This window comes from Roseateles sp. GW821-FHT09H10, from assembly GCF_059415865.1.
The window spans coordinates 316,332-329,928 of record NZ_JBWKOB010000001.1 but is presented as its reverse complement, the minus strand read 5'-3'; the positions used below and the strand labels follow the sequence as shown (position 1 = coordinate 329,928).

Genomic DNA, 13,597 nt, shown 5'->3' with positions numbered 1-13,597 from the left:
GGCGTCAACCGCGTGACGTCACGCGGTCGCCGTCTTGGCGTGGAACTGGGTCCAGTGGTTGGCCAGATGCATCAGATGGGCTCGCTCGTACTGCGGCTTGGTCAGCTCACCGTAGGCGAAATGAGGCCGCAGCGTACCGTTGAACTGCGCAAACGCGTCCATCGCGGCCAGCAGGCGGTTCACCGAGATCTTCAGCGCCTGGGCGGGATCCAGCGCGGGGGCGCCCGGAATGGGCTCGTCCAGGCTGTGACTCATCGCGCCGCGCGCGTTGAAGACGGCGAAGGCCGCCGAACCGACGGAGGAGCGGAACCACGCGCCCTTGAGCGCCGGGAAGCCCTGCATCGAGAACTCGATGCTCTGGGCCAGGTGCTGCATCACCTGGCTGAGATTCCAGGGGTTGCCCTGCACGACCTTCTCGCTGAACAGCAGGTCCAGCACGGCCTGCTGGGCCTGCTTCCAGCTGGTGAAGGTCTCAAGCCGCCCGGTGCAGGCGGCCAGTGGTGTCGCCGCGAGCAACACCGTGGAGGTCTTGAGCGCGCGGCGACGGTCCATGGTTTACAGCCTTTCGAAAATGCCGGCGGCGCCTTGGCCGGCGCCAACGCACATTGTCACCATGCCGTACTTGCCGCCGGTGCGGCGCAGGTTGTGGATGACCGAGGCGGCGCGGATGGCACCGGTGGCGCCCAGCGGGTGGCCCAGGGCGATGGCGCCGCCGTTGGGGTTGACCTTGGCGCGATCCAGCTCGATGCCCTTGCTGTCGAGGTCGTTCAGCACGGCCAGCGACTGGGCGGCAAAGGCTTCGTTCAGCTCGACCCAGTCCAGGTCCTTGGCCGAGATGCCGGCCATCTTCAGCGCGGCGGGGATGGCTTCGATGGGGCCGATGCCCATGATCTCGGGCGGCACGCCCTTGACGGCGAAGGACACGAAGCGGGCCAGCGGGGTCAGGTTGAAGCGCTTCAGCGCGGCTTCGCTGACGATCAGCAGGCCGCCCGAGCCGTCGGAGGTCTGCGAGCTGTTGCCGGCGGTGACGCTGCCCTTGGCCGCGAACACGGGCTTGAGCTTGGCCAGGCCTTCCAGGCTGGTGTCGGGGCGGGCGCCTTCGTCGAGCTTGACGGTGCGGGTCTTGGTGTTGACCGTGCCGTCAGCCAGATTGGGCGTGCGCTCGATGACGTCGAAAGGCGTCATCTCGGCATCGAAGTAGCCGGCCTGCATGGCGGCCACGGCGCGGCGATGCGATTCCACCGAGAAGGCGTCCTGCGCCTCGCGGCTGATCTTCCACTGGGCGGCAACCTTCTCGGCCGTCAGGCCCATGCCGTAGGCGATGCCGATGTTCTCGTCACGCTCGAAGATCAGCGGGCTCAGGGACGGCTTGTTGCCGCCCATCGGGATCATGGACATGGACTCCACGCCGCCGGCGAACATCACGTCGGCTTCGCCCACGCGGATGCGGTCCGCGGCCATCTGCACGGCGGTGATGCCGGAGGCGCAGTAGCGGTTGATGGTCACGCCGCCGATGGTGGGGCCCAGGCCCGCCAGCACCGAGGCCACGCGGGCGATGTTCATGCCCTGTTCGCCTTCGGGGAAGGAGCAACCGACGATGGCGTCTTCGATGGCCGCCGGGTCCAGGCCCGGGGCCTGGGCCAGCACGGCCTGCATGACCTTGACGAGCATCTCGTCGGGGCGGGTGTTCTTGAAGTAGCCGCGGCCGCTCTTGCCGATGGGCAGACGGGTGGCGGAGACGATGTAGGCGTCTTGGACTTGCTTGCTCATGTTTGTTCCTTTCAAGCCTGGGGCTTTTCTTTGGGCACCCAGGCCCAGACAAATTCACACTGGATCGGCTCGATGCCGGCTTCATCCGTCACGGTCACGGCCACCGTCACCTCGCCCTTGACCTCGTTGGCCATGGCGTAGCGCTGGGCGGCGGTCAGGTGCGCCTTGGCGGTCAGGCCACCGGTGGCGCGCTTCCTGAAGTTCACCTGCAGCGACTTGCAAAGCGGCAGGCAGTCGTCACGCACATTCATGCCCACCACCATGCCGGTGGCGGTCTCGGCGAGCAGCGACATCGCGGCCGCGTGCACGCCCTTGATGTGGTTCTGCACCGGGCGCTTGTTGGCGACGCGGATCTCGCTGCGCTCGGGGCTGAGCGCGACGAAATCCAGCGACGCCGTGCCGGTGAAGGGCACGGCACGGCGCAGCGCGAAGTTGCGCGCGGCGCCACGCAGCGGGCCGGGCAGGCCGTCCAGCTTGGCTAAGGTGCGTTGAAGCCGGTTCACGTTTGTTCCTAGTCAGTCGAGGACAGAGCTACGCGCTGCGCGCTTCGGTCTGTCCCGCGATGTCATTAGTTTCGGACGGGCTTGCCGGTCTGCAACATGCCCATGATGCGTTCCTGCGTCTTGGGGTTGTCCAGCAGCGCGCAGAAGTGCTTGCGCTCCAGCGCCATCAGGTATTCCTCGGTGACGAGGGAACCCGCCTCGACTTCGCCGCCGCAGACCACGTCGGCAATCGCCGCGGCCAGGTGGTAGTCGTGGGCGCTGACGAAGCCGCCGTCCCGCATGTTGGCGACCTGGCCCTTGATCGTCGCGATGCCGCTGCGGCCGGCGACGGGGAACAGGGCCTTGTGCGGCGGGCGGTAGCCGGCTTCGGACATGCCGATGGCGGTGGCAGTGGCCACGTGCAGCAGTTCGTCCTTGTGCGGCACGATGATGTCGCTGTCGAGCAGGAAGCCGTTCTTCTTCGCTTCGTGCGCCGAGGTCGCGACCTTGGCCGTGGCGGCCGTCAGGAAGCCGTCCTTCAGGAAGGCCAGGATGTCGGCGCCGGCATTGCCAGCGGCGGCCATCTCGGCAGCGCGACGGGCGATATAGGTCAGGCCGCCGCCGCCGGGGATCAGACCCACGCCGACTTCGACCAGGCCCACATAGCTCTCGACGTGAGCGACGCGGCGTGCGCAGTGGATGGCCAGCTCGCAGCCGCCGCCCAGGGCCAGACCACGCATGGCGGCGATGACCGGCACCGACGCATAGCGAATGCGCAGCAGCGCGTCCTGCAGCTTCTTCTCTTCCGGCGCGATGCCCTTGCTGCCCATCTTCATGAAGACGGGCATCAGGGACTCAAGATTGGCGCCGGCCGAGAACACGTCGTCCGGGCTCCAGATCACCAGGCCCTTGTAGTCGGCTTCAGCAATCTCGACCGCCTTCAGCAGGCCCTCGGTGACGGCCGGGCTGATCAGGTGCAGCTTGGCCGTGATGGAGGCGATGACGACCTTGCCGTCCAGCGTCCAGACGCGCACTTCCTCGTTCTTGAACAGCTCAGTGCCGCTCTTCAGCGGGTCGGCGGCGCCGGAGCCGAGCAGGCTTTCCTGGAAGGCCTGGCGCTTGTAGACCGGCAGCTCGCTGCGCGGCTTGAACTTGCCTTCAGCGGCGCTCCAGGAGCCTTGCGGCGTGTGCACGCCACCGGCTTCGGCCACGGGGCCTTCGGTGACCCAGGCAGGCAGCGGGGCGTTGGACAGGGTCTTGCCGTCGGCGATGTCGGCGGAAATCCATTCAGCCACTTGCTTCCAGCCGGCGGCCTGCCACAGCTCGAACGGACCTTGCGTGGTGCCGAAGCCCCAGCGCATCGCGAAGTCGATCTCGCGGGCCGTGTCGGCCACGGTGTTCAGGTGCACGGCGGCGTAATGGAAGCCATCGCGCAGGATGGCCCACAGGAACTGGGCCTGCGGGTTGGTCGATTCGCGCAGCAGCTTGATGCGGTCGGCCGGGGCCTTCTTCAGCATGCGGGCGACGATCTCGTCGGCCTTCTTGCCGCCGGCGACGTATTCACCGGTTGCGAAGTCCAGGCGCTGGATGTCCTTGCCGACCTTCTTGTAGAAGCCGGCGCCGGTCTTCTGGCCCAGGGCGCCCTTCTCGATCAGGCCGGCCAGTACCTTGGGCGTGGCATAGGTCGAGTAGAAGGGGTCGTCCTTCAGGTTGTCCTGCATGGTCTTGACGACGTGGGCCATGGTGTCCAGGCCGACGACGTCCGCGGTGCGGAAGGTGCCCGACGAGGCGCGGCCCAGCTTCTTGCCGGTCAGGTCGTCGACGACGTCCACGGACAGGCCGAACTTCTCGGCCTCGATCATCGTGGCCATCATGCCGGCGATGCCGACGCGGTTGGCGACGAAGTTGGGCGTGTCATGGGCGCGCACGACGCTCTTGCCCAGCGACGTGGTCACGAAGGCTTCGAGCTGGTCGAGGATTTCCGGCTGCGTCGTCGGCGTGTTGATCAGCTCGACCAGCGCCATGTAGCGCGGCGGGTTGAAGAAGTGGATGCCACAGAAGCGCGGCTTGATCTCTTCGGGCAGCACTTCGGAGAGCTTGGTGATGCTCAGGCCCGAGGTGTTGGACGCGACGATGGCGTGAGGAGCCACGAACGGCGCGATCTTGGTGTACAGGTCGAGCTTCCAGTCCATGCGCTCGGCGATGGCCTCGATGATGAGGTCGCAGCCCTTCAGGACTTCCAGGTGCTCTTCGTAGTTGGCCTGCTGGATCAGCGCGGCTTCGGACGCATCGCCCAGCGGCGCGGGCTTGAGCTTCTTCAGGCCGTCGACGGCCTTGGTGACGATGCCGTTCTTGGCACCTTCCTTGGCGGGCAGGTCGAACAGCACGACCGGCACCTTGCAGTTGACGAGGTGGGCGGCGATCTGCGCGCCCATCACGCCGGCGCCGAGCACGGCGACCTTGCGGACTTGGAATCGACTCATTTCTTTCTCCATGTTTGCCAGTTGTTCATTGCCCTTCGGGCCGAGCGCCGGGCCGCCCCTAGCCGGCCCGGTTGGCGATGTGCTTGCGGCCCAATGCCGCAAGCATCGCCGTCCCCTCGGGGGACCGACCAGGCTCGCCCGCGTTCAGCGCGGCGAGATTGGGCGAGGGGCACCATTTCATTCCACGCGGATCCACGTCTGCGTGCGGTAGAAGGGGCCGATATAGCCGCGCATCTCCAGTTTCTTGCCCCCGTCCACCGGCTTCAGGCGGGTGCGGTAGGTCTTGCCGTTGTTGGGGTCCAGGATCTCACCGCCGCCCCAGATGCCCTCACCCTCGGCCTTCACGCCGCGGATGATCTGCAGGCCGACGACGGGCTTGTCCTTGCGGTCGTCCTTGCACTTGTCGCACTTGGCGTCGCCCGGGTCGTTGGGGTCCAGCAGCTTGTCGATGCTGCCCACGAGGGCGCCCCCCTGTTCGCTGATGCGAACCAGCGACTTCGCGGTTTTGCCGTCGTCGTCGATGGTCTTCCACAGGCCCACGGGTGAAGTCTGCGCGAAGGCAAACGCGGGCAACAGCAGGGCAGCAGCGAACAGGAATTTCATCGGGGCAATCCTTGGTCAGAGCGGGGCAGGTTAGAAGAGAGCTTCTTCCATTTCCATCAGCGGCGCCAGACCCGCACGGCAGGTGCGGATCAGGCTCGCCGTCTCGGGCAGCAGCTTGGCGAAATAGAAGCGTGCCGTGGCCAGCTTGGCCGTGTAGAACGGGTCACCCGAGTCCTTCTTGGCCAAGGCGATCTTGGCGGCCTGGGCGAAGAAGAAGGCGAAGGTCATGTGGCCGACCACGCGCAGGTAGTCCACGGCCGCGGCGCCGACTTCGTCGGGGTTGCCGAAGGCCTTCATGCCGATTTCCTGCGTGAGCTTGTTGACCTTGTCGCCGAGGTCGGCGAGGGGGTTCACGAACTCCTGCATGGCTTCGTTGGTGCCCTCTTCCTCGATGAAGGCGGCGATCTTCTTGCCGAACTTCTTCAGCGTGGCGCCGTTGTTGCCCAGCACCTTGCGGCCCAGCAGGTCCAGCGACTGGATGGTGTTGGTGCCCTCATAGATCATGTTGATGCGCGCGTCGCGCACGAACTGCTCCACGCCCGTCTCATGGATGAAGCCGTGGCCGCCGAAGACCTGCATGCAGTGCGAGGTGGCGAGCCAGCCGTTGTCGGTGATGAAGGCCTTGATGATGGGCGTCAGCAGCGCGACTTCGGCGTCGGCTTCCTTGCGCTCGTCCTCGTCGTCGCTCTTCAGCGCCTTGTCCAGCTGCAGCACGGTGTAGCCCTGCAGCATGCGGCCGCCTTCGGCGAAGGCTCGGGCCGTCAGCAGCATCTTGCGCACGTCGGGGTGGACGATGATGGGGTCAGCCGGCTGGTCCGGAGCCTTGGGGCCGCTCAGGGCGCGCATCTGGATGCGGTCCTTGGCGTAGGCCACGGCATTCTGGTACGCCACTTCGGTCAGGCCCAGGGATTGGTTGCCCACGCCCAGGCGGGCGGCGTTCATCATGACGAACATGGCGGCCAGGCCCTTGTTGGGCTGGCCGACCAGCGTGCCGGTGGCGCCTTCGAGCGAGATCTGGGCGGTGGAGTTGCCGTGGATGCCCATCTTGTGCTCCAGGCCGGTGCAGAAGACGGGGTTGCGGGCGCCGAGCGAGCCGTCGGCGTTCACGTTGAACTTCGGGACCACGAACAGCGAGATGCCCTTGCTGCCCTGGGGCGCGTCCGGCAGGCGGGCCAGCACCAGGTGGACGATGTTGTCCGCCATGTCGTGCTCGCCGGCCGAGATGAAGATCTTGGAGCCGGTGATCTTGTAGGTGCCGTCGGCCTGCGGCTCGGCCTTGCTGCGCAGCATGCCGAGGTCGGTGCCGCAGTGCGGCTCGGTCAGGCACATGGTGCCGGTCCATTCGCCGCTGGTCAGCTTGGGCAGGTAGGTGGCCTGCTGCTCGGGCGTGCCGTGGGCGTGCAGGGCTTCATACGCGCCGTGGCTCAGGCCCGGGTACATGGTCCAGGCCTGGTTGGCCGAGTTCAGCATCTCGTAGAAGAACTGGTTCACCAGATGCGGCAGGCCCTGGCCGCCGAACTGCGTGTCGCAGGAGAGGGCCGGCCAGCCGCCTTCGACGTACTGCTTGTAGGCTTCCTTGAAGCCCTTGGGCGGCTTGACCTCGTGCGTGGCCTTGTCGAGCACGCAGCCCTCGGCGTCGCCGCTGAGGTTGATGGGGGCGATGACTTCGGCGGCGAACTTGCCACCTTCCTCGAGCACCGCGTTGATCGTGTCGACGTCGATGTCTGCATGCGCGGGCAGCATCTTCAGTTCGTCGACGACGTTCAACAGCTCGTGCATGACGAACTGCATGTCACGCATGGGCGGGGTGTACTGGGGCATCGGGTACTCCTGGGACGGTCGGTGGTGGGTGATGGGTTCAGCGCTTGGCGGCGCCGGTCTTCGGGGCCTTGCGGCTGGCGTCGATGTCGAGGCCGGCCGGCGTGGCATAGAACTGGATGGCCCGGTCGAAACCGAGGCCGGCGCGCGCGAGCGCTCCGGGGATGCGCATGAAGCGCGCGTCGTGGTGCAGGGACAGGATGAGGCCGTGCAATTCGAAGCAGATCTGCTCGACGTCGGCATCGGCCTTCAGATGGCCCTCGCCAATGGAGAGAGTGATGGCCTTCTGCAGGGCGGCATGCCAGGCCTTGACCATGGCGACGAGGGCGTCGCGCACCGGGCCGGGCCGGTCGTCGAATTCGACGGCGCCGCTGATATAGATGCAGCCGGAGTCCACTTCCACCGAGACGCGGCGCACCCAGCGCTCGAACATGGCGCGCAGGCGCGGCAGCCCACGGGTCTCGCGGATGGCGGTGAAAAAGACCTCTTCCTCGAACTTGGCGTGATACTCGGTCACGACCGCGATCTGCAGTTCCTCGCGCGAGCCGAAGTGGGCGAAGACGCCCGACTTGCTCATGCCCGTCACGTCGGCGAGGGCGCCGATGGACAGCCCCTCCAGGCCCATGTGCGAGGCCAGGCCCAGGGCGGCCTCGAGGATGGCGGCGCGGGTCTGCTGGCCTTTTTGCAGCGAGCGCGCAACGCGGGCCGGCTTCGCAACGCGCAGCGGGGCGGTTTTTTTGGCGGTGACGGGCAGCGTGCTCACGGACAGACCAGGCAGGAATAAAACGAACGATCGTTCTATTTTGCAGGTCACCCCCGCGACAACGCCAGCTTGCCCGAGCTAAATCCTAGGGTGATGTGCCTAATACTTCCGCCAACCTAGGGAACACCCGGAGAACTCGGCTGTCATGGGAGCGCGCTTGAGTGCCGGGTCGCTTCTGAAGTAGTCTCCGGGAGGAGGTTGACTTCTGTGGATGTGCTCCAACTCGATGTCTCCGGCCGGCCCCAGGCCTGGATCACGACCCGTGAAGCGGCCGTGATCTATGCCTGCGACGGCGTCGCCTGGACGCTGGGCGACCCCTGCCAGGTGCTGCGCGGGGGCTGGCAGCGCATCACCGGCCGCCAGTCGCGCATCGAGGTCCACCCCATCATCGCCGTGCGCGGCGCCGTGCCCAGCCGCGCCTGGCGCCAGGCGCCGGCCCTGACCAACAGCAAGCTCTTCGTGCGCGACCGCTTCGTCTGCGCCTATTGCGGCCACCACTGCCTGCCGGAAGACCTGACGCGCGAACACATCCACCCGACCTCGCGCGGCGGCTACGACACCTGGATGAACTGCATCACCGCCTGCCGGCCCTGCAATGGCCGCAAGGGCAATCGCATGCCGGAGGAGGCGCACATGAGCCTGCTCTACCTGCCCTATGTACCCAGCCTGCACGAGGACATGATCCTGCGCGGCCGCCGCATCCTGGCCGACCAGATGGAGTTCCTGCTCGCCAGCGTGCCGCGCAGCTCGCGCCTGCACGGGTGATCCCCGTTGACTTTCAACGGTAAAGAGTTGTAGCCGAGGGCATCGAGCCGTCAACGGCCGGACAATTGCTGACGTTGGGCTGCCGTTTTGCCCAAGGAGTAATCGAATGTCCAAGCTCATGACTTCCCTCACCCTGGCCGTCGCCGTCGCGCTGTCGGCCTGCTCGACGACCAGCCCCGACGTCGTCCAGCGCGGTGACGCGCAGCGCCTGTCGCAGATCCAGGACGCCACCGTGCTGTCCACCCGCTCCGTGACCGTCGACGGCACGCAGAGCGGCATCGGCGGCGTTGCCGGTGGCGTGACCGGCGCCATCGCCGGCAGCTCGGTCGGCGGCCGCCGTGAAGGCCAGATCGTTGGCGTCATCGGTGCCGTCGCCGGCGCGGTGATCGGCAATGCCATCGAGCGCAACGCCACCAAGGAAGACGCCCAGGAAATCATCGTCCAGCTGCGCAACGGCGAGCGCCGCGCCATCGTGCAGGCCAGGGGCAATGAAGCCTTCAACAGCGGCGACCCCGTCGTCCTCGTGACGACCGGCGGCAAGACCCGCGTGCAGCGTGCCCCGGCGGTTCAGCCGACCGTCGCAGCCACCAACGGCTGAGCCCGCGGGCAGCAACCGACAATGGCGGGCTCATCAGCCCGCCATTTTTATGTCTGCTCCCGACACCGACGAACCCCTGTATGAAGCGCGCCTGTGGCGCGACAACGGCTGGACCGCCCAGGTCATCAAGAACGAGGACGACGAGGGCTGGGCCGTCGCCATGTACAAGGCCGGCGAGAGCGAGCCGGCCCTGGTCGGCCCCTGGACCATGGGGCGCGACAAGAAGAACCCCAAGCCCCTGGACACCAGCGCCTTCAACACACTGGTGAAGACCGCCTCCGAGGTCATCCGCCGTCACGAGCAGCAGCTCCACGCCCAGCTGAACAAGTCGCTGCACGTCGCCCGCGACGGCAACTGGCTGAAGATCTCGCTGGAAGTCGTGCCCGCCGAGGACGATCCCTACGCCTGGCTGCGCGCCCATGACGCCGCCGGCGAGCAGCTCGCCCAGGTCAAGGTGGGGGCCAACTTCCGCTTCACCCAGAGCGCCGCCGAGGCCTGGGTGGACAACGCGTTCGAGCGCCCGGCCGGAAGGGACTGACTCCATGTCCGAATGCAGCCAGACCCGCCCGGCCTGGCTGCGAAGAATGGCGTCATCCCAACAGGAGCACGCCATGTCCTTCCGCATCACCGGGCTGTCCGCCCAGCCCTTCGCCCACCTCTTCGGCCTCAGCGACGCCGAGCTCGCTGCCCATGGCGCGATGCGCCATCGCGGCGAGGGCCTGCCCGACCGCGTCGAACTGCGCGACACCGTCGGCGAGGAGACCGTCCTCCTCGTCAATCACGAACACCTGCCGGTCGACACGCCCTACCGTTCGCGCCACGCCATCTACGTGCGCGAGCAGGCGGGCGAGCCTTTCGACGCCTTCGATACCGTGCCCGATGCGCTGCGCCGCCGCCTGCTGTCGCTGCGCGCCTTCGATGCGGCCGGCTTGATGGTCGATGCCGATGTCGTCGACGGCAGCGCCATCGAAACCCTCATCGACCGGCTGCTGGCCCAGCCCGAAGTCGACTACATCCACGCCCACTTCGCCCGCCGCGGCTGCTATGCGGCCTTGATCCGGCGCGCCTGACACCCCGCGGCTCGGGGGCCTCCCCCCAGTTCGAAGTGCGCAGTTATGAGCGGCCGCGGATAGATTTCGCCGATTCGTCCCGGAGACCGCCATGACCTTTCAGCCTCGCCTGGCCTTGCTCGCCGCCGCCCTCTTGGTTGCCGCGCCTTCCTGGGCGGCAACGCTCTACACATTGCCGGCGCCCACCGCGGCGCTGGACACCAACCAGTCGGTGACGCTGAGCTTCGCCGCCGGGGCCGGCGCGGGCCAGCTCGCGTTCACGTTGGCCGGCTATGCCACGCTGGACGGCGACAACGCCTGGATCGACATCCTGCATGTGACGTTGAACGGCACCGAGGTGTTGAGCGGCACCTGGGACATCGGCGGCGGCGGCATCAGCCGCGTGCTGGTCGACCCCAACGGCGCCACTGTCGGCATCGTCAACAACAGCACCAAGGAGCTGCAGATCAGCCTGCCGGTCACGCTGGCCACCGGCAGCAACCAGCTCGTCTTCAGCTACGAGAGCCCGACCGCCTTTGAAGGTTCGCCGCGCAACGGCTTCCAGGGCCTGGGCGATGAAGGCTGGGGCCTGAACGCCGTCACGGTGACGGGCAACACGGCCCCCGTGCCCGAACCTGCCAGCGGCGCCCTGCTGCTCGGTGGCCTCGGTGCCTTGGCCTGGCTGGCCAGGCGCCGCCGCTAGACCAGGTCCACGAAGACCTGCGCTGCCGCGTCGCGCGGAAGCGTCTGTACGCGGCTGCCGCCGGGCGCGATGACGACGCCGGCGCCAAAGCCGCGTGACTCCGGCGCGTTCAGCGACTGCGGCCAGTTGCTCTGCAGCACCCAGGCATCCAGCTCGCGGGCCAGCACTTCGGCGCCTGCCCGGTAGGCCTCGCACAAGGCCGTCTGCTCGGCGTCCGATTCGGCGACATAGCTGGGCCAGAAGATCACGCGCGGCCCCGCAGCGTCGGCCTCGCAGCGCAGTTCGGGCAGCAGCGCGTCCACATCCAGCATCTCCCGGCACAACACCGAGGTGGCGAGCACGCCGCCGATCCGGGTCCAGCCGCGCACACCACCGCGGGCGAAGAAGCTCGCCTCGCTGTCCGTCAGCCCGCGCTTGTGGACGCGCCCCAGGTCCCGACCTGCCGCGTCGATGTAGAGATGGCTGTTGAACACAGCCCCGCCCTCGCCCAGGGTCGGCACACCGACAACGGCCGCAAGACCCAGCCGCGCACAGGCCGCACGCACTTGCCCCTCGGCGTCAGCCAGCGCGCCGGGGTCGAGCAGCTCCGGCATTCGGCGGTGAAAGCCCGTCAGCGCCAGCTCGGTGCAGACACAGCCCTCGGCACCTGCCGCCGCGGCGGCCTCCAGCGCAGCCAGCGTCTCGGCCAGATTGCCGGCCAGCGTCCAGTGCATGCGCGGCTGGACGAGAGCCCAGCGCGAGGCCGTCAAGCCGCGATCTCGAACGTCAGGCCGGCCCGCTGCTGCAGGCGACGCACCAAGGCCAGCCCCATGGCGGCTCCCGGCGTCCACACACCACCCGCCGTCGCATCGCGGTTCACGTCCTGCACGAGGCAAAGCGCCGTTTCGCTGATGAGCTTGCAGGTCGAGCCATAGCCGGGGTCCCGGTCGCCCTTGACGACGGCGCGCAGCAGTTCGCCCTTGGCCGACTTGCCGGTGAACCAGCATTCATAGTGGCCGGCCTCGCGGGCCGCCTTGTCGGGGCCTTCGCCGGGCTTGGCCAGCACGAAGCGGCGCAGCAGGGCCCGCGTCGGCGTGAAGCCCAGGGCGAGGTTCTGCAGCTTGTTGAAGCGGGCCAGGGCCACGGCCTTCTTGCGGCCCTTGTCGGCCTGGCCGGGCTTGCCGGTCAGCAGCTTCTCGCTGTAGATGAAGTCGGTGCCCCAGGGATGGCCGCGCAGCGCGTTGCTGCGGTGCACGTTCTTGGTGTTGATGGTGGCCATGAAGAAGGGCCCGCTCCAGCGGTCGGCCCAGTCGTCGAAGTCGGCCTCCTGGCCGCCGGGCTGGCGCGGGCCCTTGAAGCCCGGCGTCAGCGCAAAGGGGTTGCCCATCACCTTGATCAGGCCGGGCTCGCGTCGCACCGCCTCGATGGTCTCCATCATGCTGGCCAGGGTGCCGCCCGAGGCCGTGCCCTTGACGCGCGCGACGCGGCCGCGCACTTCGGTCAGCGGCTTGCCAAAGCGCTTCTGGCTTTCAGCCTGCAGATAGACGACGCCCAGGTCAAAAGGAATGGAGTCGAAGCCGCAGGAGAAGACGATGCGTGCGCCGCTCTGCTGCGCCACCGGCGTCAGCTTGTCGATCATCCTGGCCATCCACAGCGGTTCGCCGCAGAGGTCGACGTAATCGGTGCCGCCCTCGGCGCAGGCCGTGGCCAGGGGCTCGCCATAGAGCTGGTAAGGACCGACCGTCGTGATCACGCAGCGCGTCCGGGCAACCAGGGCTTTCAAGGCAGCCGCGTCGCTGGCGTCGGCCTTCAGCAGCGCGACGGAAGCCGGCAGATGCAGCTCATCGCGCACCTTGCCCAGCTTGTCGAGGCTGCGGCCCGCAATGGCCCAGCGCGCGCCGCCGCCGCCGCTGAGGTGCAGGTATTCGGCGACGAGCCGGCCCGTGAAGCCGGTCGCGCCGAAGACGACCAGATCGAATTCCCTGTTGCTGTTGTCCTTCACTGCGCCTTGCCTTTCATCGCCACCCATTCGCTGCGCAGCAGCGACAGCGAATGGCAGTCCACATACTCGCCGCCGACGAAGACGACGCCGCGCTGGATGCCCTCGTGCGTGAAGCCGCACTTCTCGGCCACGCGCCGCGACGCATGGTTGTGCACCGACATGCCGCAGGACAGCCGGTTCACCGGCCAGTTCTCGAACAGATAGTCCACCAGCAGCGCGGCCGCCTCGCTGGCCAGCCCCTGGCCTCGCATCGCGACGTCGGCCATCGTCCAGCCGATCTCGCGCGCCGTCGTGTAGCGGGCCGCGGCGAAGTGCACCACGTCGCCGATGACCGAACCGTCAATCAGGTGACAGATGAGCAGGCGCTCGGCGTCCTCGTTGGCGAAGCCGTTGTCCTGCCAGCGCTTGTCGACCGCGTGCGGCGTCATCATGCGCGAGCCCAGATGCGGGCCGCGCACCTGCGGATCGCCGGTCGTGCGCTTGAGCCAGGGCAGGTCGTCCTCGGTCACATAGCGAAGGCCGACACGTTGTCCTCTGAGCATGCTTTGCTGTCCTCTCCAAACGGAAAAGCCCGGCCGAGGC

At 67.6% G+C, this 13,597-nt stretch carries 15 protein-coding genes; 5 read left to right on the top strand and 10 right to left on the bottom strand.

Features of this window, described 5'->3' with window-relative positions; genetic code table 11:
• Positions 1-18 precede the first annotated feature (18 nt).
• The 7 genes from AC07OY_RS01375 to AC07OY_RS01345 all read right to left on the bottom strand — a co-directional run bounded on the left by AC07OY_RS01375 (position 19) and on the right by AC07OY_RS01345 (position 7,910).
• Positions 19-552 carry a DUF1569 domain-containing protein gene (locus AC07OY_RS01375; protein ID WP_495040736.1) on the bottom strand — a complete coding sequence of 178 codons (534 nt, stop codon included), beginning with the start codon at positions 550-552 and terminating at the stop codon, positions 19-21.
• A 3-nt stretch (positions 553-555) separates the two neighbouring features.
• Positions 556-1,770: an acetyl-CoA C-acyltransferase gene (locus AC07OY_RS01370; RefSeq protein ID WP_119043922.1), complete on the bottom strand. Its 1,215-nt coding sequence runs from the start codon at positions 1,768-1,770 to the stop codon at positions 556-558.
• A gap of 11 nt (positions 1,771-1,781) precedes the next feature.
• Positions 1,782-2,273: a hotdog family protein gene (locus AC07OY_RS01365; protein WP_495040735.1), complete on the bottom strand. Its 492-nt coding sequence runs from the start codon at positions 2,271-2,273 to the stop codon at positions 1,782-1,784.
• A 65-nt stretch (positions 2,274-2,338) separates the two neighbouring features.
• Positions 2,339-4,735, bottom strand: a complete 2,397-nt coding sequence (locus AC07OY_RS01360; RefSeq protein WP_495040734.1) for a 3-hydroxyacyl-CoA dehydrogenase/enoyl-CoA hydratase family protein — start codon at positions 4,733-4,735, stop codon at positions 2,339-2,341.
• Between the two features lie 177 nt (positions 4,736-4,912).
• Positions 4,913-5,338 carry a DUF2147 domain-containing protein gene (locus AC07OY_RS01355; RefSeq protein ID WP_495040733.1) on the bottom strand — a complete coding sequence of 142 codons (426 nt, stop codon included), beginning with the start codon at positions 5,336-5,338 and terminating at the stop codon, positions 4,913-4,915.
• 30 nt (positions 5,339-5,368) lie between these two features.
• Positions 5,369-7,159, bottom strand: a complete 1,791-nt coding sequence (locus tag AC07OY_RS01350; RefSeq protein WP_495040732.1) for an acyl-CoA dehydrogenase C-terminal domain-containing protein — start codon at positions 7,157-7,159, stop codon at positions 5,369-5,371.
• Between the two features lie 37 nt (positions 7,160-7,196).
• Positions 7,197-7,910, bottom strand: coding sequence for a TetR/AcrR family transcriptional regulator (locus AC07OY_RS01345; RefSeq protein WP_495041954.1), 714 nt, complete (start codon positions 7,908-7,910; stop codon positions 7,197-7,199).
• A gap of 216 nt (positions 7,911-8,126) precedes the next feature.
• Between AC07OY_RS01345 and AC07OY_RS01340 the strand changes: the two genes are divergently transcribed.
• The 5 genes from AC07OY_RS01340 (at position 8,127) to AC07OY_RS01320 (ending at position 11,034) form a co-directional block, all read left to right on the top strand.
• Positions 8,127-8,684 (top strand): HNH endonuclease, encoded by a 558-nt coding sequence (locus AC07OY_RS01340; protein ID WP_495040731.1) that lies wholly within the window; start codon positions 8,127-8,129, stop codon positions 8,682-8,684.
• 118 nt (positions 8,685-8,802) lie between these two features.
• On the top strand, positions 8,803-9,282 hold the full coding sequence (locus AC07OY_RS01335; protein WP_495040730.1) for an outer membrane lipoprotein: 480 nt from the start codon (positions 8,803-8,805) through the stop codon (positions 9,280-9,282).
• Positions 9,283-9,331: 49 nt separating this feature from the next.
• Positions 9,332-9,820 (top strand): hypothetical protein, encoded by a 489-nt coding sequence (locus tag AC07OY_RS01330; RefSeq protein ID WP_495040729.1) that lies wholly within the window; start codon positions 9,332-9,334, stop codon positions 9,818-9,820.
• A 73-nt stretch (positions 9,821-9,893) separates the two neighbouring features.
• Positions 9,894-10,352, top strand: a complete 459-nt coding sequence (locus AC07OY_RS01325; RefSeq protein WP_495040728.1) for a DUF1203 domain-containing protein — start codon at positions 9,894-9,896, stop codon at positions 10,350-10,352.
• A 91-nt stretch (positions 10,353-10,443) separates the two neighbouring features.
• Entirely contained in the window at positions 10,444-11,034 is a 591-nt protein-coding gene (locus tag AC07OY_RS01320) for a PEP-CTERM sorting domain-containing protein (RefSeq protein WP_495040727.1), read from the top strand.
• On the opposite strand, the gene AC07OY_RS01315 is transcribed toward AC07OY_RS01320, so the two are convergent.
• The 3 genes from AC07OY_RS01315 to AC07OY_RS01305 are packed head-to-tail and all read right to left on the bottom strand — an operon-like array spanning position 11,031 to position 13,557.
• Entirely contained in the window at positions 11,031-11,783 is a 753-nt protein-coding gene (locus AC07OY_RS01315; RefSeq protein ID WP_495040726.1) for a nitrilase-related carbon-nitrogen hydrolase, read from the bottom strand. The genes AC07OY_RS01320 and AC07OY_RS01315 overlap by 4 nt on opposite strands.
• Positions 11,780-13,015: a saccharopine dehydrogenase family protein gene (locus AC07OY_RS01310; protein WP_495040725.1), complete on the bottom strand. Its 1,236-nt coding sequence runs from the start codon at positions 13,013-13,015 to the stop codon at positions 11,780-11,782. The genes AC07OY_RS01315 and AC07OY_RS01310 overlap by 4 nt, the downstream gene beginning before the upstream one ends.
• Positions 13,012-13,557, bottom strand: coding sequence for a GNAT family N-acetyltransferase (locus AC07OY_RS01305; RefSeq protein ID WP_495040724.1), 546 nt, complete (start codon positions 13,555-13,557; stop codon positions 13,012-13,014). Before AC07OY_RS01305 ends, AC07OY_RS01310 begins: the two co-directional genes overlap by 4 nt.
• Positions 13,558-13,597 lie beyond the last annotated feature (40 nt).

Excerpts from the sequence above, each read along its gene's own strand:
- AC07OY_RS01325 (WP_495040728.1), top strand. The coding sequence starts at position 9,894 with ATGTCCTTCCGCATCACCGGGCTGTCCGCCCAGCCCTTCGCCCACCTC.
- AC07OY_RS01335 (WP_495040730.1), top strand. The coding sequence starts at position 8,803 with ATGACTTCCCTCACCCTGGCCGTCGCCGTCGCGCTGTCGGCCTGCTCG.
- AC07OY_RS01320 (WP_495040727.1), top strand. The coding sequence starts at position 10,444 with ATGACCTTTCAGCCTCGCCTGGCCTTGCTCGCCGCCGCCCTCTTGGTT.
- AC07OY_RS01355 (WP_495040733.1), bottom strand. The coding sequence starts at position 5,338 with ATGAAATTCCTGTTCGCTGCTGCCCTGCTGTTGCCCGCGTTTGCCTTC.
- AC07OY_RS01350 (WP_495040732.1), bottom strand. The coding sequence starts at position 7,159 with ATGCCCCAGTACACCCCGCCCATGCGTGACATGCAGTTCGTCATGCAC.
- AC07OY_RS01375 (WP_495040736.1), bottom strand. The coding sequence starts at position 552 with ATGGACCGTCGCCGCGCGCTCAAGACCTCCACGGTGTTGCTCGCGGCG.
- AC07OY_RS01370 (WP_119043922.1), bottom strand. The coding sequence starts at position 1,770 with ATGAGCAAGCAAGTCCAAGACGCCTACATCGTCTCCGCCACCCGTCTG.
- AC07OY_RS01305 (WP_495040724.1), bottom strand. The coding sequence starts at position 13,557 with ATGCTCAGAGGACAACGTGTCGGCCTTCGCTATGTGACCGAGGACGAC.
- AC07OY_RS01360 (WP_495040734.1), bottom strand. The coding sequence starts at position 4,735 with ATGAGTCGATTCCAAGTCCGCAAGGTCGCCGTGCTCGGCGCCGGCGTG.
- AC07OY_RS01330 (WP_495040729.1), top strand. The coding sequence starts at position 9,332 with ATGTCTGCTCCCGACACCGACGAACCCCTGTATGAAGCGCGCCTGTGG.